The organism is Parageobacillus toebii NBRC 107807 (assembly GCF_003688615.2).
Classification (GTDB): Bacteria; Bacillota; Bacilli; order Bacillales; family Anoxybacillaceae; genus Parageobacillus_B; species Parageobacillus_B toebii.
In genome coordinates, this window is record NZ_CP049703.1 from 1415899 (window position 1) to 1441126 (window position 25228).

The following is a 25228-nucleotide window of genomic DNA, read 5'->3' on the forward strand; positions in this document are numbered from 1 at the left end:
GGATATTGTATGATGATAACGAATACATAAAGAAAGGGAGGGATGTTTGGTGAATTGGAAAAATAAATATGAACAATGGTTAGCACATAAGTCATTAGACAAAGAATTAAAGCGTTTATTAACAGAGCGTCAAGACGACCTGAAATGGCTGGAAGATTGTTTTTATAAAAACTTAGAATTTGGCACAGGCGGCATGCGGGGAGAAATCGGTCCGGGGACAAACCGGATGAACATATACACGATTCGGAAAGCATCAGAAGGTTTGGCGCGATACATAGAGTCCTTTGGCGAAGAAGCAAAAAAACGCGGTGTTGTCATTGCCTATGATTCGCGGCATAAGTCTCGGGAATTTGCGATGGAAGCAGCGAAAACATTGGCTACTCACGGCATTCAAACATATGTATTTGATGAGCTGAGACCGACGCCGGAGCTTTCGTTTGCTGTTCGTTATTTGCATGCATTTTCCGGCATCGTCATCACCGCAAGCCATAATCCGCCAGAATATAATGGATATAAAGTATATGGAGAAGATGGGGGGCAGCTTCCTCCAGACACGGCAGATGCGGTGATTCGATACGTCAATGAAGTGGAAAATGAACTTGATATCCATGTTGAGGACGAAGCAATTTTAAAAGAAAAAGGGCTCATTCAAATCATCGGCGAAGAAGTGGACAATGCTTATATTGACGCTGTAAAAACGGTCTCCCTTCAACCGAAGCTTGCGGAAGAAGTCGATATTCACATCGTTTTTACACCGCTTCACGGCACATCAAACAAACCGATTCGCCGCGCGTTAAAGGAACTTGGATACCGAAATGTATTTGTTGTTGAGGAACAAGAGCAGCCAGATCCGAACTTTTCCACAGTTGCATCGCCAAACCCAGAGGAGCATGCGGCATTTGCGTTAGCGATAGAGTACGGCAAAAAAGTCAATGCTGACTTGTTAATTGCGACAGACCCTGACGCCGACCGATTAGGGATTGCCGTAAAAAATGAAAAAGGCGACTATGTTGTATTGACCGGAAATCAAACAGGAGGCTTATTGCTTCATTACCTGCTATCCCAAAAGAAAGAAAAAGGGATATTGCCGCAAAATGGCGTGGTGCTAAAAACGATTGTAACCTCCGAGTTTGGCCGCGCGATTGCGCAATCTTTCGGCTTAGATACGGTGGATACATTAACAGGATTTAAATTTATCGGCGAAAAAATCAAAGAATATGAACAAACCGGTCAGTATACGTTCCAATTTGGCTATGAGGAAAGCTACGGCTATTTAATCGGTGATTTTGTACGTGATAAAGACGCGGTTCAAGCAGCGGTATTAGCGGTGGAAGTATGTGCTTTTTATAAAAAACAAGGTATGTCTTTATATGAAGGATTGCTGCAATTATTTGACCAATACGGCTATTACCGTGAAGGACAGCAGTCATTAACGTTAAAAGGAAGAGAAGGTGCGGAAACAATCCAGGCTATCCTAACATCTTTCCGCAATGAACCTCCGGTAGAAGTAGCAGGAAAAAAAGTAACCGTGATCGAGGATTACAAAACGAAAGAACGGGTAAATACTGCGGCTGGTGAAAAAACAATGATTACACTTCCGACTTCCAACGTATTAAAGTATTTGCTGGAAGACGATTCATGGTTTTGCTTGCGCCCTTCGGGAACAGAGCCAAAAATCAAAGTATATTTCGGCGTGAAAGGGAAGTCATTAGCCGACAGTGAAGCAAAGCTGCAACAACTTTCCAATGCAGTGATGAAACGAGTTCATGACTTTCTTCGCACTGCTTCGCTATCTTAAATGATAAACATAACGGAAAGGATCATGCCACATGTTAACAAACCAAGTAGCGATTATCACAGGAGCTTCTCGAGGAATCGGAAAGGCCATTGCGTTTCAATTGGCGGAACAAGGAGCAAAATTGGCGCTCGTGGGAAGTTCTGAAGGGGTTTATGAAACGGAAAAAGAGCTGAAAGAAAAAGGATTCTCTTATGTGAAGGCGTTCCAAGTGGACGTTGCCAATGAACAGCAGATGCAAAAGATGGTCACAGAAGTATTAGAAGAGTTTGGGCAAATCGATATTCTCGTCAACAATGCAGGGATCGGATTTTTTAAAGAAGTGGAAGAGACAACTGTGGAAGAATGGGAACGTATCTTTGCCGTTAATGTTCAAGGCGTGTTCATCGGAGTAAAAGCCGTGCTTCCGCATATGAAAGAAAGAAAATCGGGAACGATTATTACCATTTCTTCCGATGTCGGCCGCTACACGATTCCGAACGGAGCGGCATACACCGCGACCAAATACGCTGTTCAAGGATTTTCCGGTTCGCTGGCGCAGGAAGTAAGAAAATACGGCATTCGCGTTGGTACGATTAACCCAGGAATGGTTGATACATACTTCGCCAATTCGGTCCAAGGCGTTCCGGAAAAACGCGATTGGCTAAAAGCCGAAGATGTCGCCAAAGCAGTCGTCTATATGGCAAGCGCTCCAAAGCACATGCTGATCGATGAAATCGTCCTTCATCCGCTCATTCAACAGTATCCTATTGCATAAGCCAAAAAAGACAATGCCGAAGGTCGGCGTTGTCTTTTTTTCTATACGATTGGAGCGAAGGGGGAAGAAAAATGAGCAAGGACAAGCAGGATATTCAAGAATTGCTTACATTAAAATCCATTGCCGAAACATTGAATGAGTGCAATGATTTAAAGGAAATGCTGCAGACGGTATTAAAGGAATTAATACAAGTGATGAGATTGCAATGCGGCTGGATTTTTTTTGTTCATCCAAAAGAAGGATACTCTCTTATTGCTGACTATCAATTACCTCCTGCACTGACATGGGAAAATAAGAAGCCGATGTGCGAAGGAGGCTGTTGGTGTTTGGAACGGTACAGAGATGGGCGGCTGCAGCGGGCAGCGAATGTCATTGAATGCAAGCGGCTTGAAAAGGCAATCGAAGAGCAATGGGGAGATACCAATGGCGTTACCCACCACGCGAGCATTCCTCTTCGTGCGGGGGACGAAAAATTTGGGGTGCTCAATGTAGCCGCTCCGCATAAAATAAGCTTTTCCAATAAGGAACTGGCATTATTAGAAGCGGTTGCTTATCAAATCGGGACAGCAATAAAGCGTATCAAGCTCGCGGAAAATGAACAAAAACTTGCGTTAATCGCGGAACGCAACCGCTTAGCGAGAGATTTGCACGATTCGGTGAGCCAATTATTATTTTCGCTGCAGTTGACGGCGCGTGGCGCAAAGGAAATGACGGAAGATGAAACAATAAAAGATATGTTCGCCTACATTCAGCAATTAGCGCAAGAAGCTCTTCAGGAAATGCGGACGCTTATTTGGCAGCTTCGTCCGCACGGTTTGGAACATGGACTTGCCAACGCTTTTCAGCATTACGGAGATATGCTCGGATTAAAAGTAAATGTGGATATTAACGGACTGGTTGATTTACCTAACGAAGTCGAAGAGTGTTTATGGCGAGTGGGGCAAGAAGCATTGAGTAACTGCAAAAAACATGCGGGAGTGTCCGAGGTCGATATTGCCATCCACGCCCAAAAGCACCATGTCCATATGAAGGTACGTGATGAGGGATGCGGATTTTCCAAGGCCGATGGCCATCCTTTTTCTCTCGGCTTAAATAGTATGAAAGAGAGGGTTGCATCGTTAAATGGCGAAATTCATATCGAAAGTTCTGTCGGGGAAGGAACGACCATCGATGTCATCATTCCGTTGAAAAAGGAGAGAGGATAATGGGAATCAACGTGCTTATTGTGGATGACCATCATGTTGTTCGGCGAGGATTAGCATTTTTCCTCAACACGCAAAAGGAAATCAACGTAGTCGGTGAAGCGGCCAATGGCGAAGAAGCGGTGGAACGAGTGAAAGAACTGCAGCCGGATGTCGTGTTAATGGATTTGGTCATGCCGGTCATGGATGGGGTGGAAGCCACGAAAAAAATAAAGGAACTGTCTCCTCATACGAAGATTCTCATTTTAACCAGTTTTTCTGATGTTGATCATGTTATTCCCGCCATTCGCGCCGGCGCGTCGGGGTATCAATTGAAAGATGTGGAACCAGATCAGTTAGTACAGGCGATTATATCTGTGTACCGAGGCGAAAATCAGCTTCATCCGAAAATCACTGCTCATTTGATGACTCACTTGTCCAAAGGGGATCGTGAGGAACAACTTATTGAAACGCTGACGAAGCGGGAAAAAGAAGTGCTCGCTGAAATCGCGAAGGGAAAAAGCAATAAAGAGATTGCTGCAGCATTGATGATTACGGAAAAAACAGTCAAAACGCATGTATCCAATATACTTGCCAAGTTAAATCTTGCAGATCGTACCCAAGCAGCTCTTTATGCCGTAAAACATCTCAGACTTTAGTTGTATTGAGGCTTCGGCTATTTTCGTATGTACAGCTCCCCCGATTTGCCGGCGAAAGAAGCCATTCCTTTGATTACACTATAATCAGAAAAACAAGGAAAAAAGGAGAGAAATGCCATGCATATCGTTGTAGTGAACGGAAGTCCGCGCAAATCGGGGAGAACGGGAATCGTCGCTAGACATATTGCAAAGCAATATGGAGCGCAGCTTATCGATTTAAGTGAAGGAGCCATACCGCTATATAACGGTGAAGCAGGCCAAGAAGAGTTGCCTGCTGTGTGCCAGTTACGCGAACAAATTCAGCAAGCCGATGGCATTGTGCTTTGCTCGCCTGAGTATCACGGCGCCATGAGTGGAGCGTTAAAAAACGCTCTTGATTTTTTAAGCAGCGACCAATTGGAACACAAACCAGTTGCTCTTATCGCGGTAGCAGGGGGAGGAAAAGGTGGAATTAATGCCTTAAACAACATGCGGACGGTGATGCGCAGCCTGCATGCGAATACTATTCCGAAGCAGCTGGTTTTAGATCCTCCTAGTTTTGCTGGCGATCATTTAACGAAGCCGGCAGCTTTGCAGGTGGATGATATCCTTTCCGAATTGCGACGTTATATCAACGCAGCCAAGTGGTGGAGGGAGCAGGCATGAACAGCCTGCATCGCGACCGTCGGTTATATTTGTTACTCGTTGCCAATTTGTTTTCTTCCGTTGGAACAGGAATCACGATGACGGCCGTTCCTTGGCTGCTTGTGCAAAAACCTGACGGAGGAACGTGGTTTGGCTACATGTCCACAACGATGACGATCATCATGTTTTTATTGACACCGTATGTCGGAATGTGGATTGATCATATGTCGCGAAAAGCTATGTTAATGCTTGGAGAGGCAATGGGACTAGTGATTGCCGCTATGTTTGCGCTTTATGGGATGATGGGAACAGAGTATCACGTATGGCATTTAGTGATTTTATTTGCCAGCGGCTCCCTATATTATTTTCTCTTTTATCCGACGCTATTTGCATTTACCCAAGAAGTATTTCACCCTGATCAATATAAGACGTTAAATGGGATTATGGAGATTCAAGGACAATTGGCTACCGTCATCTCCGGCGGAGCGGCAAGCCTGCTTCTTACGAAAGTGCCACTTTACTCGATTTTATGGCTAGATGCGTGCACGTATGTGGTAGCGATTGTTTGCCTTTTCTTTATCCCATATCAACGTTCTGTCAGAAATGGAGACACACATTCGTTTTGGATGAAGATGACCGAAGGATACCATTATATGAAAGCTCGTCCGCTGTTGTTTTGGTTTTTGCTTGCTTCGTTCATGCCCTTTATTGGTGTGATGATGACCAATTATCTTCATCCAATTTATATTACCGATGTCTTAAAGGAAGATAGTTCGGTATACGGCATTCAAAGCATGATATACGGAATCGGGGCCGCGCTCGCAGGGTTAATCGTGCCGTTATGGCTAAGGAAAATCGGAACCGAAGTAAGCATCACCATTACCGTCTTTATGTATGCGATGGCGATGACCATGTTTCTATTGGTGAAAAACACGTGGATATTTTATGTGCTTGTTAGCCTAACGGCGTTTGGCAATGCGGGGACAAGGGTGGCCCGCAGCTCGCTGATGATGGAACGGATTCCTAATGGGAAAATCGGAAGGATAGACAGCTTATTTCGAGCGCTCGGTTTTCTTATTCGTTCCATCTTGTTAAGCGTATTTACTGGTCTTGTTTCATTACAACATGTCCTGATTCCATATGCCATATTAAGCGGATTGCTTATCATTTCCGGGCTATTGGTGCTAAGGACTGGAGAATCGGTGAAAAAAGAACAATTTCATCTGACAGGATAAAAGGAGATTTTTCTTATACATCGGTCGGAGAATCGATAGGATAAATAATGGGGAATTGGATCGAACCAATTCCCCGTTTTTTATTTACGAATAAGCGTATTGCTCAGCTCCTGTTTTTTGTTCGCTTGCCTCAAGGGCATGGTCGATATAACGCAACAGAGCGGTTAGCCGCTTTTGAATGACTGAGTAATCATATTCAAAATTGTAGGCGTGAAGAAATTGCTCAATTTTTTTCGACAGCAAATCATCTTGTGTACGCACCATTAAAATAAGCAAATTATCCCATTCGGAGCGGTGCGTATAGTATAATGCTTTGTCATAATCGATGGTGTTCAAGTTCATGCCTCCTTTATAGAAGGAGATGTCTTTAGTGTATGATGGTTCTTGTTTTTTTTTACGCTGTAAATGTTACGTTAGAAGGTAAAAAATAAATTTACCGGTTTCAAAGTGCCGGTGTTTTACTTCTTTTTTTGCTGATAAAACCAATATATTGTGAGCAGGCAAATGAGGAGAATAAATACGGCCATAAAAAAAGTGCGATATTCATCCATATATTGTTTAATTATAATCCAATTCTTCCCTAAATAATTACCAATTGTGAGAAAGGTGAAGACCCAGACAAACGCTCCGCTATAGGCATATAACATAAATTTTTTTCGATCGTATGCGTTAAATCCAGCTAAAAATGCAGCAAGATGACGGATGCCAGGGATAAAATAGCAAATAAACAGCACCGATGGCCCTAGTTTGGCAAATAATGCTTTCGTTTGCTCTATTCGCTTTTCTGTAATATGTATTTTTGGACCTATTTTCTGCAAAAACGGCAATCCGAGTTTTACTCCTAAATAGTAACTGATGGAGATACCAGCTATAGCACCAATAAAGCCAAAAACAAATGAGATAGGATATGACATGGAACCTGTGGAAATTCGGTATCCAATGTACGTAAGTAGCAGCTCATCCGGAATCGGCATACCGACAATTCCTAACATTAACACGACCATAATGCCGATATATCCAAAATGATCGATAAAATAATGTAAATAATGCTCCACTGTATCACCACACTTTAATAGTATGAGCAAAGCGAGTCAGCAGAAAATAAATGGGCTTTATTATTTGCTAATGTCCATTATAAACAATACATACGTTGAAGGAAATTTTTTATATAAAGATGGGGAAGAAAAGTAAACATATGATTGATCAGTCGTATGGATTAAACGCGAAATATGGAATGGACTTATACGTATCAAAACTCCTTTTTCCTCATACATTGTGATAAGAGGGAAAAGGGGAGGAGATGTGCATGCGACAAGATGATTTGAAGGAGTTGGAACGGGCGATTGCGGAGATTACGGAAATCGCTGAAGGGTTTGGGCTTGATTTTTATCCGATGCGTTATGAAATTTGTCCAGCGGATATTATTTATACGTTTGGTGCGTATGGCATGCCAACGCGGTTTTCCCACTGGACTTTTGGCAAGCAGTTTCACAAAATGAAACTGCAATACGATTTAGGCTTAAGCAAAATTTACGAGCTAGTCATTAACTCTGACCCTTGTTACGCATTTTTATTGGATACAAATTCGCTGATTCAAAATAAATTGATCGTCGCACATGTATTAGCGCATAGTGACTTTTTCAAAAATAACGTTCGTTTCAGCAACACAAAGCGGGATATGGTCGAAAGCATGGCAGCAACCGCCGAGAGAATCAAACATTACGAACATCAATATGGAAAATTGGAAGTAGAAAAGTTTTTAGATGCGGTATTGGCAATTCAAGAGCATATCGATCCGTCACTGCTTCGTCCGAAATTATCATGGACTTTGGAAGATACGGAAGTATACGAAGAAGAAGAACCGCCAAAAATAGCGTCGCCATATGATGATTTATGGTTGCTCGATGAAAAAGATAAGCCGACTCCGCCACCGCGTAAAAAGCGACGGAAATTCCCGCCGCAACCGGAAAAAGACGTATTATTGTTTATTGAAGAATATAGCCGTGAGCTGGAAGAATGGCAGCGCGATATTTTAACGATGATGCGCGAAGAAATGTTATACTTTTGGCCGCAGTTGGAGACGAAAATCATGAACGAAGGCTGAACTTCGTTTCGCAAAGGAGCTTTAAATATGTAAATGAGAAATCACTTGTATGCGGAAGTGATTTTTTATTTGTTTGATGTTGAAATTTTTAAATATTGCTCATTTGATTCATGGTTGCTGTATGGTTCGATAATGTTTAGCGATCATGCTAAAATAACGTTTGTAATACATTTTGTCCTGGTGAACCATAGATTTCTTTGACAAATGGGAAATTGTATAATTTGTTAAATGTTAAAAGGATTGTTTCTTTTCTTTGTCAAATAATTTGTAGTAAATAATATTAGAAATTTAAAGGGGATATATGGCGGAATGGACGCAAAGGATTTGTTACGTATTATAGACGATGGGGAAAATGCCGAATTGGAATGTAAAGCAGCCAAAGGTGGTCTGCCGAAAGATGTTTGGGAAACGTATTCTGCTTTTGCAAATACAAATGGCGGTATTATTTTGCTTGGGGTCGAGCAAAAAGGACAAGAGTTTTTCCCAGTCCATGTTGATGCAAAAAAGTTAGTTAAAGACTTTTGGGACGGAATTAATAATCCACAAAGAATTAGCAAAAATATCTTAGTGGATCGAAATGTAGAAATTGTTGAAGTTGATGGGAAAGAAATCGTGAAAATTTATGTTCCAAGAGCTTCACGTGAGGACAAGCCAATTTATATTGGTCATAATCCTTTTACAGGTACATATCGCCGCAATTATGAAGGAGACTATAAATGTACAAAAGAAGAAGTACAGCGAATGATAGCGGACCAATCGCCAATTCCTCAAGACAGCAAAGTTCTTCCCAATTACGGTTTAAATGATTTGAATATGGAATCGGTGAGAAGTTATCGAAATCGCTTTTCTTCTTTGAAACCAGATCACCCTTGGAATGGTTTAGAACTGAAGGAATTTTTATATAAAATTGGAGCTTTGGGAAAGCTGCGCGAAACTAACGAGGAAGGGCTAACATTAGCCGGGTTACTCATGTTTGGGGAAGAGCGCAGCATTACAGAGTATTTACCGCAGTATTTTTTGGAATATCGGGAAAAGAGTTTGGATGTGCCCGGGGAGAGATGGACAGATCGGATTATTTCTTCCGACGGCACTTGGTCGGGGAATTTGTATGATTTTTATTTTAAAGTGATCCGCAGACTAACGGATGATTTAAACATTCCTTTTCAAATGGAGGGGCTTTTTCGCAAGGATGATACAAGGGTGCACGCTGCTCTTCGTGAGGCTTTAGTCAATACGTTGGCTCATGCCGATTACTACGGGCAACGCGGAATTGTTATCGAAAAGGAAAAGATGTTATTTCGATTTTCCAACCCGGGTGTTCTTCGGATTCCTTTGCAACAAGCACTGAAAGGTGGAATAAGTGATCCGAGAAATCCAACGATTTTTAAAATGTTTATGTTAATCGGACTTGGTGAACGGGCAGGGTCGGGGATTGAGAATATTCATTTGGCGTGGAAAGAACAACATTGGACTGCCCCGGAATTAATTGAAGAATTTCAGCCGGATCGCACGATTCTTACGTTGCGAACAACTTCATTATTACCGCAGGAAAGCGTCGATTTTCTAAAAGCAGTTCTTGGGAAACATTATAAGTTTTTAACCAATGATGAAGTATTAATTTTAGTGACGGCACATCAAGAAAATTATGTGACCAATACGAGATTGCAAAGCCTGACAGATAAAAAGAGTGATGAAATAAGCAAATTATTATCCGTACTGGTGGAAAAAGGATATTTAGAACCAAATGGACAAGGAAGAGGTACAAAATATACGCTAACGGAAATGTTTCATCAAAAGTCTATAGGGAACTCCAGATATAATCGGATAAGCTCCGGACCTAATGTTAATAACTCCGGACCTAACGCTGCTAACTCCGGACCTAACGAAAACGAACAAACAAAAGATCATGAAAAAGTGCTATTGGATATTTCTGAATTAGCAAGGAAGAAAAAGAGATTAAATCCTTCCGAAATGGATGAGATCATTTTAAATCTTTGTGCAATTAAGCCGTTAACGCTCAAAGAATTAAGTCAATTACTGAATAGGCAGATGGATCCTCTTCGCAAAAAGTACATTTCACGATTGCTTAGGGAAGGAAAGTTAGAACTGCTATATCCGGAGCAAGTAAATCATCCGAAACAAGCATATATGACACGATCTCTTTTTAACCAGCATTAGGATGCTGGATTCCTAATGCTGGTTTATTGTTATTAGACAAATTTCCCTTCTCATATAGTTTTACAAAATATGATGGAGAGGGGTACGAATGAAGCTTGATGGGATTTGGATGGAATCCATTGAATTAGATAAAATTGTCCCCATATACGTTGAAAATGTTTCAAAAAGAGCAGTAGAGAAAATGGTCAAAATATTAGAGGGAGGGGATCAGTTAAGCAGCCATGTTATTGTTGAAAAGGATCGAACGGAAGATAAATATTGGTTAGTCGCGGGGTTTCCAGAATACTTAGCATATAAAAAAATGAATGAAATGCATAAAAGGTGCCCAAAAATATTTTGCGTTATTCAGCGATATTCGATGATGTATAAAAGTTTGTGTAAAACATTTTGCTAGAACAAAAGAAAAAAGGTAGGGTATTCTCTGATTGGACCAAAAATCTTAGAGAAAGGAGAACCCTACCTATGTCTAAAAGAAGTGTACCGAATGTCGACTGGGCAAATCAACTGGAAAGTGTTATTCGTCAATTTGTGAAAGAAAAATTAGAGCTGATTATGCGGGAAGAAATCAAACATTTCCTCGAAATCGAACAGGCTGGAACACCGAATAGGAGAAACGGCTGCTATCTCCGTTGTGTTCGGAAAAAAGATCAATTAGAAATGGCGGAGGATCTGAAACTCATTTATCGTTCTCCGAATAAAGAAATCGCATTGGAGATGTTTCAACAGTTTCAATCCAAATGGTCTCACAAATACCCAAGGGAAGTCCAATCGTGGGCAAATGAGTTGGATGTCCTCCTTACATTTATGGATGATCCAAGCAGTATTCGAAGTGTGATTTATACGACCAATGCCATCGAACGAACGATCAAGGAGATTCGGAAACGTCTAAAGCCGATGAACAGTTTGAGCAGTTTAGAAGCCGCTGAAAAAGTCGTATATTTGACCATTCAAGATTTTAACGAGAAATGGGCAGGACGAAAGTTGCGAGGATTTGCCGAAGCACAGGAAGCCCTCGAGCGAATATTTGAAGAACGTTACAATTAACAAAATAATGTAAATATCAAACCAATACGATAAGGGGATTCTCCCTTTCCACACAAGAGACTGAATATTCAGTCCTTTGTGTGGAGGAAACTAGTCCCCTATCCATTCCAAATCCATTTCAGAGATACCCTATCTATCTTGCATTACACAAAATTCTTGACGGTACCCGATATTCATCCATATATTGTTTAATCATAATCCAATTCTTCCCTAAATAATTACCAATTGATATGGAATGGACTTATACGTATCAAAACTCCTTTTTCCTCATACATTGTGATAAGAGGGAAAAGGGGAGGAGATGTGCATGCGACAAGATGATTTGAAGGAGTTGGAACGGGCGATTGCGGAGATTACGGAAATCGCTGAAGGGTTTGGGCTTGATTTTTATCCGATGCGTTATGAAATTTGTCCAGCGGATATTATTTATACGTTTGGTGCGTATGGCATGCCAACGCGGTTTTCCCACTGGACTTTTGGCAAGCAGTTTCACAAAATGAAACTGCAATACGATTTAGGCTTAAGCAAAATTTACGAGCTAGTCATTAACTCTGACCCTTGTTACGCATTTTTATTGGATACAAATTCGCTGATTCAAAATAAATTGATCGTCGCACATGTATTAGCGCATAGTGACTTTTTCAAAAATAACGTTCGTTTCAGCAACACAAAGCGGGATATGGTCGAAAGCATGGCAGCAACCGCCGAGAGAATCAAACATTACGAACATCAATATGGAAAATTGGAAGTAGAAAAGTTTTTAGATGCGGTATTGGCGATTCAAGAGCATATCGATCCGTCACTGCTTCGTCCGAAATTATCATGGACTTTGGAAGATACGGAAGTATACGAAGAAGAAGAACCGCCAAAAATAGCGTCGCCATATGATGATTTATGGTCGCTCGATGAAAAAGATAAGCCGACTCCGCCACCGCGTAAAAAACGACGGAAATTCCCGCCGCAACCGGAAAAAGACGTATTATTATTTATTGAAGAATATAGCCGTGAGCTGGAAGAATGGCAACGCGATATTTTAACGATGATGCGCGAAGAAATGTTATACTTTTGGCCGCAGTTGGAGACGAAAATCATGAACGAAGGCTGGGCGACGTATTGGCATCAACGGATTTTACGGGAAATGGATTTAACGAGCGAAGAGGCGATTGAATTTGCGAAATTAAACGCCAATGTCGTGCAGCCATCTCGCACAGGGATTAATCCATATTATTTGGGGTTGAAAATTTTTGAAGATATTGAAGAACGTTGGAACAACCCAACGGAGGAAATGAAAAAACTTGGGGTGAAGCCAGGATCGGGACGCCAAAAAATTTTTGAAGTACGTGAACTCGAATCCGATATTTCGTTTTTACGAAATTATTTAACGAAAGAGTTAGTGATGCGCGAGGATATGTATTTATTTCAAAAACAAGGGAAAGAGTATAAAGTTGTTGATAAAAATTGGGAGCACATTCGCGATCAACTCGTCAGTATGCGTGTCAATGGCGGATTTCCATACATTACAGTAAATGATGGCGATTACATGCGCAATGGTGAATTATATTTAAAACATTGGTATGAAGGAATTGAATTAGATATTAAATATTTAGAAAAAGTTCTTCCGTACATTTATCAGTTATGGGGCCGCGCTGTTCATATGGAAACGGTCGTTGAAGAGAAGCCTGTATTATTTACGTATGATGGAAAAACAGTGCATCGAAAATATATATAATGAAAAGGAGCTGCTCATGGAGGCAGCTCATTTTTATGTGTTTGAACGTTATTTGTTTCTATGCATGAAGTAATTGCCGGGTTCTTGTTATTAATTCCATCGCTGTATTTGTTAATGCGATTGTTTTTATTCAACAAAAATATGTAAAAGGACAATTATAGGGAGAGCATAACATGCAAACATTTCTTATTATGTATGCGCCAATTCTTGTTGTGGAATTGTCTGTAGTTGCTGCGTTTTGGGCAGGATTGAAGGACGAACAAGTCGAGTAGGACTTCCTGATCGACATTTTTTATATTTGTTCGTTGACATGGATGGAAAAATCGATTACTATAAGAACTAGATTAAATACCCATACATGTATATGTAAATAAATAAATAAAAATATTTTATTTCGTAAAAACTATGATCGAGAAAAAGGAGGAATTTGTGATGAAAGTAGCGATTATCGCAGCTAACGGTGGTTTATTTGACGCATACAAAGTATTTAATATTGCCACAGCGGCAGCAGCATCTGAGGCGGAAGTAGGCATTTTTTTCACGTTTGAAGGGTTGAATCTCATTCATAAAGAAGCACATAAAAACTTACCGCTTCCAGAAGGAAAAGAGCATTTCCAAGAAGGATTTCAAAAAGCAAATGTTCCATCGATCGAAGAGCTTGTAAAAATGGCGCAAGAATTAGGTGTGAAACTAGTTGCGTGCCAAATGACGATGGATGTCATGGGCCTTGACAAAGATCAATTTGTCGATGGAATTGAAGTCGCTGGCGCTGCAACATTTCTAAACTTTGCAAAAGACGCCGACATTACGTTGACGTTCTAGTGGAGGGACGAAAATGAAACGAGTTACGGTATATACGACAACGACATGTCCGTATTGTGTAATGGTAAAAAACTTTTTACGTGAACAAGGCGTTCCGTTTGAAGAAGTCAACGTGCAACGGGATCCTGTCGCGGCTCGGAAACTTGTTGAAACAACAGGGCAAGTCGGAGTCCCGCAAATCGAAATCGATGGTCAATGGGTAATCGGATTTGATCCGGACGCCATCATGCAATTACTGCAACGTTAGCAAGATATGGGATGTCATTGCTGGAAAAGAACTTGTTCCAACAATGATTAACGGTAAGAAATGGTTCGTTCTTGATGTATGCAACAAAGAGATATTCAATGATTGAAAAATGGAAGGAAAGAAACATATACGATTGGAAGTATGTCAAACGGATATGGGAAAATTTCAAGCAGATAAAGAACAACAACGGGGAATGGAAATCGATCCAAACCGTTGTGCAATTTGCTAAAAATGCATCAGCAAGAAAAAGCTTCGGATTATGGATTCCGAAGCTTTTTGATTATAATAATCATTAAAAAAAGAATACAGGAGGATTTATGATGGCAGGGCATCGTTTTCATCCAGAAAAGGCGGAAAAATTATTAGATCCGAAGCGAAAAGAAATCATTGCTCCAGAACGGGCAATAGAGATATTGCAAATCGGAACGCAAGATGTCATCGTTGATTTGGGAGCTGGCAATGGGTATTTTACCGTGCCAATGGCGAAAATGACGAAAGAAAAAGTATATGCTGTCGATGTACAACAAGAAATGTTGGAATTTTTAAAGACACACGCAGAAAAAGAACAAGTGGACAATATTGAATATATACTTGAGGATGTATCGAATACGTCTTTGCCTTCACGATTGGCGGATAAGGGGCTCATGTCGTTCGTGTTTCATGAAGTAGATGATCATGACGCAGTGCTTGCTGAGATACAACGGGTGATGAAACCAAACGGAAAATTTCTGATCATTGAATGGGAAGCGGTAGAAAGCGAAATGGGGCCGCCGCTTCATGAGAGAATTCCTTCTCAGCAATTGCTAGAATATATGAAAACAAAACACCATAACGTAGAATTTGTATCATTTCATCCAACCGTATACGGTATATTGCTAACGTATTGAGTCAACAGTGGTTATCCCAATACATGTTGGGATGATGAACGATACATCATTTATCCACATATTGTTAAAATAAAACAGTTGCTAATATACCTATAAGGGTATATAATAAACACAGACAACAATGATGGAGCGAGGTGATCGCTATATTGTATATCATCAGCCTGATTATTTTCAGTTTATTATTCATAGCATTGTATCGCCGTTATTATCCGGTAAGCGGTGTTCCATGCATAGATATAGCCGATAAACGAATCAAGGATATGGTTGTGTTAGATATTCGTGATTATAACGAAACAACAGAACCGCCTATTGCTAATTCTCTTCATATTCCGTATGCTTATTTAAAACGGCATTTTTCTAATATTCCGAGTAAATCGCTTCATATTATTGCAAACGATGAAATCGAAAAAAATTTAGGCGTACGTTTTTTACGACGCCGCGGTTTTGACGTACAAAGCTATTCAATCATCCATTGTCCTTGTCGAGAAAGGGGAAATGAAAAATGGAATACAATAAAGAAATCAAAAACCGCTTAAGACGGATTGAGGGACAAGTGAAAGGCGTTCTTAGCATGATGGAACAAGGAAAAGACTGCAAAAGCGTTGTCGCGCAATTATCGGCGGCACGCAATGCGATTGATCGCGCCATTGCGGTCATTGTAAGTACCAATTTAGAAAATTGTCTGCGCGAAAGCATGGAAAAAGGAGAAAAAACGGAACATTTAGTCAAAGAAGCGGTAGAGCTATTAGTAAAAAGCAGATAAGTCAACTCTTGAAAAAAGGGTTGACACACTCTTTTACACATATTAATATACCTATAGGGGTAATGGTAAAATAATAAGGAGGTTATCCATCATGAATGTAAATAAAGTATTAGATGCGAAAGGATTAGCTTGTCCAATGCCGGTTGTAAGAGCGAAAAAAGCGATGGATGAATTAACATCAGGGCAAGTGCTCGAAGTGCAAACAACGGATAAAGGATCAAAAAACGACTTGCCGGCATGGGCAAAAGCAAGCGGCCATACGGTTATTGATATGAAAGAGGAAAATGGCGTATTGACGTTTTGGATTCAAAAAGGGTAATTTTTTAGCGTTTTATATACGTATATGAGTATATGTATAAGAAAGGAGGAACTTAATGTCGCAACAAAAGAAAAAAACAACGATTATTTTATTTAGCGGCGACTACGATAAAGCGATGGCGGCGTACATCATCGCGAATGGTGCCGCCGCTTATGACCATGACGTCACGATTTTCCATACGTTTTGGGGATTGAACGCATTGCGAAAAGATGCGCATATTCCGGTGAAAAAAGGGTTTTTGGAAAAAATGTTTGCCAAAATGATGCCGCGCGGAGCGGATCGCATGGGACTTTCACGCATGAACTTTGGCGGCCTCGGACCAAAATTAATCAAACACGTTATAAAAAAGCATAACGCGATGCCGCTGCCACAATTAATCGAAATGGCAAAAGAACAGGGGGTTAAATTAGTCGCGTGTCAAATGACCGTTGATTTATTAGGATTAAAGCCAGAAGAATTGATCGATGGCATTGAGTTTGCTGGAGTGGCAACGTATTTGGCGGATGCGTCAGAAGGGAACATAAACTTATTCATTTAAAGGTGATTACGAATGACACAAACAGTAATGAATATCGTTTTATTCCTATTGTTTGTTTGGTTTATTGCAATCCGCGTCATTCCACCGCGTGGAGTACGGATGATTACAACAGCAGAGCTAAAGAAAGAATTAGGAAAAAAAGATGTGCAGTATGTGGATGTACGTACTCCCGCGGAGTTCCGCGCGAATCATATTCGCGGATTTAAAAATATTCCCCTTCATGAACTGCCAAAACGTGCCAACGAATTATCCAAGGAAAAAGAAGTGATTGTGATTTGCCAAAGCGGAATGCGAAGTACAAAAGCCAGCAGACTATTGAAGAAACTTGGATTCCAATACGTAACAAACGTAAAAGGCGGAATGAACGCTTGGTCATAAAAAAAGGAGGGGATCGTTGATGAAACAATTAACGGCAAAAGAAGTTGAAAAACTTCTTCAAGAAGGAAAACAACTGAACATTATCGATGTTCGTGAAGTGGATGAAGTAGCGGCTGGGAAAATTCCTGGTGCGATTAATATTCCGTTAGGATTGCTCGAATTTCGCATGAATGAGCTAGATAAAAATAAGGAATATATCCTTGTTTGCCGTTCGGGTGGAAGAAGCGGGCGCGCAGCTCAACTGCTGGAAAGTCATGGATATCATGTGATCAATATGACTGGCGGCATGTTGGAATGGGAAGGACCTGTTGAATAAATAAAACGGCAAAAGGAGGAATGCAGCATGATTCGTGTAGATATGACAGTCGATGCAAAGGGATTATCTTGTCCAATGCCAATTGTAAAAACAAAAAAAGCGATCAATGACTTGCAACCGGGACAAGTACTTGAAGTAAAGGCAACCGATAAAGGTTCGAAAGCCGATATCAAAGCATGGGCGGAAAGTACCGGCCATCAATACTTAGGAACGATTGAAGAAGGAAACGTGTTAAAACATTATATTCGTAAAGCAAGTGACCATGAGACAAAAGGCGAAGCAACATATTCTCATGTAATTTCCAATGAACAGCTGGCGGAAAAAATAAATGATGATTCTGTGGTCATTATAGATGTCCGCGAGCCGGCGGAGTATGCGTTTGGACATATACCAGGTGCTATTTCGATTCCGCTTGGAGAATTAGAAGACCGCATCCATGAGTTGCCGAAGAATAAAACGATTTATGTTGTTTGCCGTACTGGAACGCGCAGCGATTTAGCGGCACAAAAATTAACAGAAAAAGGATTTACTAATGTATGGAATGTCGTCCCAGGCATGTCAAAATGGGAAGGACCGCTCGATACAGCTCAATCCTGATTGAGCGGTTTTTTAAAAAACAAAAATATACTATAGGGGGTATAAAAATGACGGTAAAAGAAATGACGGTGCAAACATTAACAGAAAAAGTATTAAATAAAGAACATCTCGTTATTTTTGACGTACGTAACGAAAGCGATTTTCATGATTGGAAAATTGAAGGGGAGAACTTTGAATATATTAATGTTCCATACTTTGAGTTGATTGATGGTGTAGATTCGGTTATCGGCCGCCTTCCAAAAGACAAAGATGTTGTCGTCGTTTGTGCCAAAGGCGGTTCAGCGGCATTTGTGGCAGAACAATTAGTAGAAGCCGGATTTGACAACATTTACACGCTCGTTGGCGGTATGAAAGCGTGGAGCGAACATCTTCATAAAGCAAAAGTATATGAAGATGACAAGATGAAAGTATATCAATTCATTCGTGTCGGAAAAGGATGTCTCTCTTATATGGTGATTTCCGGAAACGAAGCGCTTGTCGTTGACCCATCGCGGTTTATTGATGTATATGAACAAGTCGCGCAAGAAGAAGGGGTAGCGATTACGCATATCGTCGATTCCCACTTACATGCAGATCATATTTCCGGCGGAAAAGCGTTAGCAGAACGTACAGGAGCGACATATTACTTGATGAAAAGCGAAGGAGCGGTGTTTGATTTCGAACCGCTGGAAAAACATGACCGCATTGATTTTGAACAAGTGCAATTAGAAGTATTAGCGGTGAAAACGCCAGGGCATACGCCGGGAAGTGTTTCCTTCTTCGTGAATAATCAATTGCTTTTCTCTGGAGATACGATTTTTGTCGGCGGACTCGGACGCCCGGATTTAGGCGGAAAAGCGGCGGAATGGGCAGCGGATTTATACGACACGGTATACGAAAAAGTAGCCGCGATTGCGGATGATGTAATCGTTCTGCCTGCCCATTACGCTAATTTGGATGAAGAAATGAGCAAAGCGGGATATATCGGCGATACATTAGGCAACATTCGTGCCCGCAACGACATGATGCAGCATAAGAAAAAACAAGAATTTATCGATATTGTCGTGCAAAACGCAAACACAGAGACACCGCCAAACTTTGAAGACATCGTAGCGATTAACCGCGGGCTGAAAGCAGTCGACATGGAACAGCAGCAAGAACTCGAAATCGGTCCAAACCGTTGCGCGCTGCATCATACCCGTTAATTTGAAGGGAGTTGAAAAAATGAATGGGAATAAGGTCGTCGATACAAAAGGATTATCTTGTGCCATGATCGTTGTGAAGGCAAAAAAGGCTATCGATGAATTGCCACCCGGTCAAATACTTGAAATCGAAACAATGGATCAAGGAGCAAAAAATGATCTAACCGCTTGGATAAACGTAAGTGGTCATGAGCTAGTCGATTATAAAGAAGAAAATGGTGTATGGAAATTTTGGGTTAAAAGAAAATAATCATTCGGGGGTACGTATAAAGTACCCCCTAGTTTTCGAAAAGTCAAAAGGGGTAATGTATTGATGGAATTGACATTGAATTTCATCATCGTGATTTTTCTCATTGGCTTTATCGGTTCATTTATTTCTGGCATGGTTGGTATTGGAGGGTCCATTATTAAATACCCGATGCTGCTTTATCTTCCGCCGTTATTTGGGCTTGCTTCGTTCAGCGCCCATGAAGTGTCGGGAATTAGCGCGGTTCAAGTGTTTTTTGCGACGATTGGCGGCGTTTGGGCGTATCGAAAAAGCGGTTATTTAAATAAAACATTAATTCTTTATATGGGGATTAGCATTTTGATCGGCAGTTTCCTTGGCGGATTCGGTTCAAAAGTGATGAGTGAAGGAACAATTAATGTCGTGTACGGCATTCTTGCCGCGTTGGCTGCTGTCATGATGTTTGTTCCGAAAAAAGGCATTGACGATATTCCAAGCGATCAAGTGACCTTTAACAAATGGCTTGCCACTGCATTAGCGCTTGTCATTGGGATTGGTTCAGGAATCGTTGGCGCAGCGGGAGCGTTTTTGCTGGTGCCTACTATGCTTGTTGTGTTAAAAATCCCAACACGAATGACGATTGCCTCTTCGCTGGCGATTACGTTTATTTCCTCCATTGGTTCGACGTTTGGAAAAATCACAACGGGGCAAGTGGAACTGCTTCCTTCCATCATCATGGTTATTGCCAGCTTAATCGCCTCTCCTTTAGGAGCAAAAATGGGCCAAAAAATGAATACAAAAATATTGCAAGTTATTTTAGCGTTTTTAATTTTAGCGACAGCCGTAAAAATTTGGGTTGATATTTTATAATTTCAAGTATAAATATGAACCGCATTTTATTTCAATCATTTCATTTCCATGTATAGTTTGCTTTAAATCGCCCACACTAGCTGGTGAAAATATCAAGGAGGGTGTGGGCGTTAATGAAAGAAGTATTGCAGCGTGTCAAAGAAAAGCTGGAACAATCGTTTGACAATCCGGGCGCTTACGATTTGGAACAATGTCTCCGCGAACTCGAGCAGTTAAAGGCGACGGCAGGCGACAAACAACAAATGATGGAAGATGTCATTCGCGCTATCACCCACGCGAAAAACGCGCAAGCACAGCTTGCCAATGCGGGCGATGAGTCGGCAACGAACGCTTTTGCCGAAGCGTATCGGGCGCTTGATCAAGCGATTGAATCTTACAGCAACGTAGATAATGACCCAGTGTGAATAGGCAAGGATTCCCTTGCCTATGCATGAGTAATGTTTATGGAAGAAAGCTTGTTTCCGTTTGCCTGGAGAGGAGATATAAAAAGAAGGAAAGCCTGGACAGAAAAAATCTCCGACAAAATCTTGATACAATCTTTTAACTAATAGTTCATTGAAGTATGATCGTGTTTTTCCGTAAGATATAGGTGTTGGAAAGATTGAAACTTTGACAAGGAGGAACTACACATGAAAGCCCTTACCTATCTGGGACCAGGAAAAAAAGAAGTAATGGAAAAGCCAAAACCGAAAATTGAAAAGGAAACCGATGCAATTGTTAAGATCACAAAAACAACGATTTGTGGAACAGACTTGCATATTCTTTCAGGGGATGTTCCTACGGTAGAAGAAGGTCGAATTTTAGGGCATGAAGGCGTAGGAATTATCGAAGAAGTTGGTTCGGGCGTAAAGAATTTTAAAAAAGGCGATAGAGTGCTGATTTCTTGTATTACCTCGTGTGGAAAATGCGAAAATTGCAAAAAAGGGTTGTATGCTCATTGCGAAGATGGAGGCTGGATCTTAGGACACTTAATTGATGGAACCCAAGCAGAGTATGTAAGAATTCCACACGCAGACAACAGTCTTTATCCGATTCCGGAAGGCGTGGATGAAGAGGCACTCGTCATGCTTAGCGACATTCTTCCGACAGGGTTTGAAATTGGGGTGTTAAACGGCAAGGTTCAGCCTGGACAAACCGTTGCCATTATCGGAGCTGGTCCCGTAGGTATGGCAGCGCTATTAACGGCTCAGTTTTATTCACCTGCAGAGATCATTATGGTTGATTTAGACGATAACCGTTTAGAAGTTGCGAAAAAATTTGGTGCAACTCAAGTGGTTAATAGCGCTGATGGTAAGGCAGTGGAAAAAATTATGGAATTAACCGGCGGAAAAGGTGTAGACGTCGCGATGGAAGCCGTCGGAATTCCAGTAACATTTGATATTTGCCAAGAAATTGTAAAACCAGGCGGCTATATAGCCAATATAGGTGTTCATGGAAAAAGCGTGGAGTTTCATATTGAGAAATTGTGGATACGGAACATTACGTTGACAACCGGTCTTGTCAATACGACTTCTACCCCGATGTTATTAAAAACGGTGCAGTCGAAAAAATTAAAACCGGAACAATTAATTACACATCGCTTTGCTTTTTCTGACATTATGAAAGCTTATGAGGTATTTGGCAACGCAGCAAAAGAAAAAGCATTAAAAGTCATTATTTCCAACGACTAAAAAAATCAATTCTTGATCATTAGAGCCCGTATCATTGTCTATTATACAATGATACGGGCTCTTTTTCTATACAATTGCTTATATCCATTTTTGACTTAGTTTCTGTCATGGCCTGAAAAACTCCCACAAAAGTCCTGGCTTACAATTAAATTCATACTAACGTGACTGTTCCAATAAAGGCACGATATTGCCTTCCTCGTTGTTTTTCAGTTTATTGTTTCCTTTTCTCACAGATTTACGACGGCAAAACGGAGATTTTTTGGGAGAATCTGCATTTCAGCGAAGCGGATAACGATATTCTTGAGTGGTTACATTAAACATGCGGCAGACGATGATAAAAACGCAAATGATGAAACTGCTGCTCGTATGAACATCAAGAAAGTAAGGCTTGTGATTACCGCTTAGAATTGCAGCCGTGATTCTTGAAGCGAAGCGGCCGCAAATCGCTTACAAAGCGAACAAGTATCAGTGGATCGTGACAGTTGATCTTTTCAAAGTTAGCAGAACAATCGTCCAATGTCATAACAAAATCATTCAGTTATAGAAGGCATATGTAGGATCAAACCAATATCAGACAGAAAGGTGGTAATCAAACGTGATACGTGATATTGATTTGCAATCTATTCAAGAAGTAAGAAATTACCTTGAAGAAGCTAAATCAGCACAAAAAATCATTCAAAAGATGAAACAAAGCGAGATTGATCAAATTGTTGAAAGCATGGTGAATGCGGCAAGAGAAGAAGCGGAACGATTGGCGGCTATGGCGGTTGAAGAGACCGGTTTTGGCAATGTAGCAGATAAAACGGTGAAAAATCTTTTTGCGGCGAATGACGTTTACAATGCGATCAAAGATATGAAAACCGTTGGGATTGTTCGTCGGGATGAACAAAATCGCGTATGGGAAGTTGCTCACCCTGTAGGGATCGTTGCTGGAATCGTCCCATCTACCAATCCTACTTCAACCGCAATTTTTAAATCGTTGATCGCGGTGAAGGCAAGAAATGCTATTGTTTTCAGTCCGCATCCGTCCGCTGCAAAATGTACGGCGGAAGCGGCAAGAATCATGCAAGAAGCGGCAGAACGCGCTGGGGCTCCAAAGGGGCTGATTTCTTGCATCAAGCAACCAACATTGCCTGCGACGAATGAGTTAATGAGACATAAATTAACAGACCTTATTCTCGCAACAGGCGGCCCTGGTATGGTGAAAGCAGCTTACAGTTCCGGGAAACCTGCCTATGGCGTAGGACCTGGAAACGTACCGGTCTATATTCATGAGAGTGCTGATATAGCCAAAACAGTCCAACTAATCATCCAAAGCAAGACGTTTGATTATGGAACAATCTGCGCTTCCGAACAAGCGCTTGTCGTCGATCAATCCATCAAAGAACGAGTCATTTCTGAGTTCAAAAAGCAAGGTGCCTACTTCTTGAATGAGGAAGAAAAACAAAAAGTGGCCTCCGTCATCATGGTAAACGGGTCGTTAAATGCGAAGATCGTTGGAAAATCGCCGCAAGTGATTGCGGAAATAGCCGGAATTAAGGTTCCATCCGATACGAAATTGCTCATTGCGGAAGAGACAAATATAGGCAAAGAATATCCATTCTCCATTGAAAAATTGTCAACGATCCTTGCCTTTTATACCGTGAAGGATTGGCATGAAGGAAGCGATATTTGCGTAAAACTGCTGGAATTGGGTGGACTAGGCCATACCTTAGGAATTCACTGTGAAGACGAAAAGCTGATCGAAGCGTTCACCATCGATAAACCAGTTGCACGTATTATTATCAATTCCGGTACGACGTTTGGCGGAATCGGTGCCACTACGGCAATTCAGCCATCCTTGACATTAGGATGCGGTTCTTTCGGTAATAACATTACTTCTGACAATATTGGACCACAGCATTTGATTAATATTAAACGTATAGCATATGGAATTCGTGAGATGCAGGAGTCAAACAAACAGTTGAAAGAGAAAAATCCCGCACTAACTTAAAGCACTTTAGAAAAGTTTGTAAACCAATATTATCCTGAGAAAGCAAGGAAGTAATAGCGTACAACAAACCCAGCGGCAAGCTGGGTTTGTTGTATATTCTCACCAATTTTTAAATTCAAAATTATTCTGATGATTTTATATGAATTTTTACCGTTAACCTGCATAATGTTGTAATACCCCAGAAGATCGATAATAAGGAATTTTCCAAAAAATGATATTAAAAATTCGTGAAAAAATTTAAGGGTAAAAAAGGAATTTTTTTATATCGCATAGAAAAATGATAATATCAACGATTTTTTTGGAGGGGTTTATCTTTAATGCGCTTTCAACATCCGAGTTAACCGATAGGGGATTGTAGATTTCTTTTGGATGTGCTAATCTATCCATGCAAGAGACATTAACCTTCTTATTTGGATCGTTTGCTTGTATATCTTTATTCTAGAAGCCGGTTCATGTCACTTTTATTTACTTCATTTACTCAAGTGCTCAAATGCAGTTGTGATATAATAAAATATTATAATAATAATTTGACAGACTTGGAGGTAGCAATGGAACTTCTAGAAGTGTTTAAAGCCTTGTCCAATGAAACAAGGCTGCAAATCGTACAGTGGTTAAAAAATCCTGAAATTCACTTTCCAAAACCGCAGCATGGGGATATACACGAAGATGGAGTTTGCGTAAGCGACATCCATAAAAAAGTTGGATTGTCACAATCTACAGTGTCCCTTTACCTGTCCATGTTGCAAAACGCCGGATTGATAAAAGCAAAACGAGTTGGGCAATGGACTTATTATAAAAGAGATGAGGAGAACATCAAAAAAATAATCGAATTGTTATCTAGGGATTTATAGCCCCAATTCTTCGCTCACGTTTAGACTGTGAGCATCAATTATTATTTTGGGCTTGAATCCTCTTTATTTTTATATTATTATATTAATAGTTCTAGATATCTATAAATATAGAATTGTTTCTAAATCTCTTTTATTTTTATGATTTATATCGATAATTCTAAATATTTATATTTATAAAAACAGATAAAAATAGACGGAATAAATCGGTTTGGTAAATATAGATTTGCGCATTATCTGACTGTCGAACTGTTTTTTTGTCTTTGG

The 25228-nt window shown here is 40.6% G+C and carries 29 protein-coding genes and 2 pseudogenes; 29 read left to right on the plus strand and 2 right to left on the minus strand.

Annotated elements, in window-relative coordinates:
• Positions 1 to 49: 49 nt before the first annotated feature.
• The 6 genes from DER53_RS07325 (at position 50) to DER53_RS07350 (ending at position 6251) form a co-directional block, all read left to right on the plus strand.
• On the plus strand, positions 50 to 1798 hold the full coding sequence (locus DER53_RS07325; protein WP_062756345.1) for a phospho-sugar mutase: 1749 nt from the start codon (positions 50 to 52) through the stop codon (positions 1796 to 1798).
• 31 nt (positions 1799 to 1829) lie between these two features.
• Entirely contained in the window at positions 1830 to 2552 is a 723-nt protein-coding gene (locus tag DER53_RS07330; protein WP_062756346.1) for an SDR family oxidoreductase, read from the plus strand.
• Between the two features lie 71 nt (positions 2553 to 2623).
• Positions 2624 to 3757, plus strand: a complete 1134-nt coding sequence (locus tag DER53_RS07335; protein WP_062756348.1) for a GAF domain-containing sensor histidine kinase — start codon at positions 2624 to 2626, stop codon at positions 3755 to 3757.
• Complete coding sequence (locus DER53_RS07340; protein WP_062756350.1) at positions 3757 to 4392, plus strand: response regulator; 636 nt, start codon at positions 3757 to 3759, stop codon at positions 4390 to 4392. Before DER53_RS07335 ends, DER53_RS07340 begins: the two co-directional genes overlap by 1 nt.
• A 117-nt stretch (positions 4393 to 4509) precedes the next feature.
• Positions 4510 to 5037, plus strand: a complete 528-nt coding sequence (locus DER53_RS07345; protein ID WP_062756351.1) for an NADPH-dependent FMN reductase — start codon at positions 4510 to 4512, stop codon at positions 5035 to 5037.
• Positions 5034 to 6251, plus strand: a complete 1218-nt coding sequence (locus DER53_RS07350) for an MFS transporter (protein WP_062756353.1) — start codon at positions 5034 to 5036, stop codon at positions 6249 to 6251. Before DER53_RS07345 ends, DER53_RS07350 begins: the two co-directional genes overlap by 4 nt.
• Positions 6252 to 6335: 84 nt before the next feature.
• Here DER53_RS07350 and DER53_RS07355 read toward each other — a convergent pair whose 3' ends face one another.
• Entirely contained in the window at positions 6336 to 6587 is a 252-nt protein-coding gene (locus tag DER53_RS07355) for a YhdB family protein (protein WP_012749250.1), read from the minus strand.
• A gap of 122 nt (positions 6588 to 6709) precedes the next feature.
• Positions 6710 to 7306, minus strand: coding sequence for a DedA family protein (locus DER53_RS07360; RefSeq protein ID WP_012749251.1), 597 nt, complete (start codon positions 7304 to 7306; stop codon positions 6710 to 6712).
• Between the two features lie 251 nt (positions 7307 to 7557).
• On the opposite strand from DER53_RS07360, the pseudogene DER53_RS07365 reads away from it, so the two are divergent.
• The 23 genes and pseudogenes from DER53_RS07365 to DER53_RS07470 form a co-directional block, all read left to right on the plus strand.
• A pseudogene (locus tag DER53_RS07365) lies at positions 7558 to 8352 on the plus strand (SpoVR family protein); the annotation flags it as partial.
• Between the two features lie 312 nt (positions 8353 to 8664).
• Positions 8665 to 10533: an RNA-binding domain-containing protein gene (locus DER53_RS07370; protein WP_062756516.1), complete on the plus strand. Its 1869-nt coding sequence runs from the start codon at positions 8665 to 8667 to the stop codon at positions 10531 to 10533.
• Between the two features lie 88 nt (positions 10534 to 10621).
• On the plus strand, positions 10622 to 10927 hold the full coding sequence (locus tag DER53_RS07375) for a hypothetical protein (RefSeq protein WP_062756514.1): 306 nt from the start codon (positions 10622 to 10624) through the stop codon (positions 10925 to 10927).
• Positions 10928 to 11157: 230 nt separating this feature from the next.
• Positions 11158 to 11577 (plus strand): annotated as a pseudogene (locus DER53_RS07380) (transposase); the annotation flags it as partial.
• 307 nt (positions 11578 to 11884) lie between these two features.
• Positions 11885 to 13306, plus strand: a complete 1422-nt coding sequence (locus tag DER53_RS07385; protein ID WP_121910036.1) for a SpoVR family protein — start codon at positions 11885 to 11887, stop codon at positions 13304 to 13306.
• 173 nt (positions 13307 to 13479) lie between these two features.
• Positions 13480 to 13578 (plus strand): cytochrome bd oxidase small subunit CydS family protein, encoded by a 99-nt coding sequence (gene cydS, locus DER53_RS17735; RefSeq protein ID WP_375216885.1) that lies wholly within the window; start codon positions 13480 to 13482, stop codon positions 13576 to 13578.
• A gap of 160 nt (positions 13579 to 13738) precedes the next feature.
• Positions 13739 to 14128, plus strand: coding sequence for a DsrE/DsrF/DrsH-like family protein (locus DER53_RS07390; protein WP_062754009.1), 390 nt, complete (start codon positions 13739 to 13741; stop codon positions 14126 to 14128).
• A 13-nt stretch (positions 14129 to 14141) separates the two neighbouring features.
• Complete coding sequence (locus tag DER53_RS07395) at positions 14142 to 14375, plus strand: glutaredoxin family protein (RefSeq protein WP_062678940.1); 234 nt, start codon at positions 14142 to 14144, stop codon at positions 14373 to 14375.
• A 320-nt stretch (positions 14376 to 14695) separates the two neighbouring features.
• Positions 14696 to 15262, plus strand: coding sequence for a class I SAM-dependent methyltransferase (locus DER53_RS07400; RefSeq protein ID WP_062754007.1), 567 nt, complete (start codon positions 14696 to 14698; stop codon positions 15260 to 15262).
• Between the two features lie 146 nt (positions 15263 to 15408).
• Positions 15409 to 15798 carry a sulfurtransferase gene (locus DER53_RS07405; protein ID WP_216368308.1) on the plus strand — a complete coding sequence of 130 codons (390 nt, stop codon included), beginning with the start codon at positions 15409 to 15411 and terminating at the stop codon, positions 15796 to 15798.
• Positions 15765 to 16025, plus strand: a complete 261-nt coding sequence (locus DER53_RS07410; protein ID WP_012749266.1) for a metal-sensitive transcriptional regulator — start codon at positions 15765 to 15767, stop codon at positions 16023 to 16025. Before DER53_RS07405 ends, DER53_RS07410 begins: the two co-directional genes overlap by 34 nt.
• 91 nt (positions 16026 to 16116) lie before the next feature.
• Positions 16117 to 16344 (plus strand): sulfurtransferase TusA family protein, encoded by a 228-nt coding sequence (locus tag DER53_RS07415; protein ID WP_003252677.1) that lies wholly within the window; start codon positions 16117 to 16119, stop codon positions 16342 to 16344.
• Positions 16345 to 16399: 55 nt separating this feature from the next.
• A complete protein-coding gene (locus DER53_RS07420) occupies positions 16400 to 16882 on the plus strand; it encodes a DsrE/DsrF/DrsH-like family protein (RefSeq protein WP_062754005.1) in 483 nt (160 codons plus the stop codon).
• A 12-nt stretch (positions 16883 to 16894) separates the two neighbouring features.
• Positions 16895 to 17260, plus strand: coding sequence for a rhodanese-like domain-containing protein (locus tag DER53_RS07425; RefSeq protein ID WP_062754003.1), 366 nt, complete (start codon positions 16895 to 16897; stop codon positions 17258 to 17260).
• 19 nt (positions 17261 to 17279) lie between these two features.
• A complete protein-coding gene (locus DER53_RS07430; RefSeq protein WP_003252666.1) occupies positions 17280 to 17576 on the plus strand; it encodes a rhodanese-like domain-containing protein in 297 nt (98 codons plus the stop codon).
• A gap of 27 nt (positions 17577 to 17603) precedes the next feature.
• A complete protein-coding gene (locus tag DER53_RS07435) occupies positions 17604 to 18173 on the plus strand; it encodes a sulfurtransferase TusA family protein (RefSeq protein ID WP_062754001.1) in 570 nt (189 codons plus the stop codon).
• Positions 18174 to 18220: 47 nt separating this feature from the next.
• Positions 18221 to 19357 carry an MBL fold metallo-hydrolase gene (locus DER53_RS07440; RefSeq protein ID WP_062753999.1) on the plus strand — a complete coding sequence of 379 codons (1137 nt, stop codon included), beginning with the start codon at positions 18221 to 18223 and terminating at the stop codon, positions 19355 to 19357.
• Between the two features lie 19 nt (positions 19358 to 19376).
• Complete coding sequence (locus DER53_RS07445) at positions 19377 to 19604, plus strand: sulfurtransferase TusA family protein (protein ID WP_012749272.1); 228 nt, start codon at positions 19377 to 19379, stop codon at positions 19602 to 19604.
• Between the two features lie 63 nt (positions 19605 to 19667).
• Positions 19668 to 20450 (plus strand): sulfite exporter TauE/SafE family protein, encoded by a 783-nt coding sequence (locus tag DER53_RS07450; protein WP_062753997.1) that lies wholly within the window; start codon positions 19668 to 19670, stop codon positions 20448 to 20450.
• A 113-nt stretch (positions 20451 to 20563) separates the two neighbouring features.
• The gene (locus DER53_RS07455) at positions 20564 to 20854 is read left to right on the plus strand and encodes a hypothetical protein (protein WP_012749274.1); all 291 of its coding nucleotides are present in this window, start codon (positions 20564 to 20566) and stop codon (positions 20852 to 20854) included.
• 225 nt (positions 20855 to 21079) lie between these two features.
• Positions 21080 to 22120 (plus strand): zinc-dependent alcohol dehydrogenase family protein, encoded by a 1041-nt coding sequence (locus tag DER53_RS07460; protein WP_062753995.1) that lies wholly within the window; start codon positions 21080 to 21082, stop codon positions 22118 to 22120.
• 595 nt (positions 22121 to 22715) lie between these two features.
• Positions 22716 to 24113, plus strand: coding sequence for an acetaldehyde dehydrogenase (acetylating) (locus tag DER53_RS07465; protein ID WP_073967930.1), 1398 nt, complete (start codon positions 22716 to 22718; stop codon positions 24111 to 24113).
• A 548-nt stretch (positions 24114 to 24661) separates the two neighbouring features.
• Positions 24662 to 24964: an ArsR/SmtB family transcription factor gene (locus DER53_RS07470; protein WP_012749276.1), complete on the plus strand. Its 303-nt coding sequence runs from the start codon at positions 24662 to 24664 to the stop codon at positions 24962 to 24964.
• The last annotated feature ends 264 nt before the right edge of the window (positions 24965 to 25228 follow it).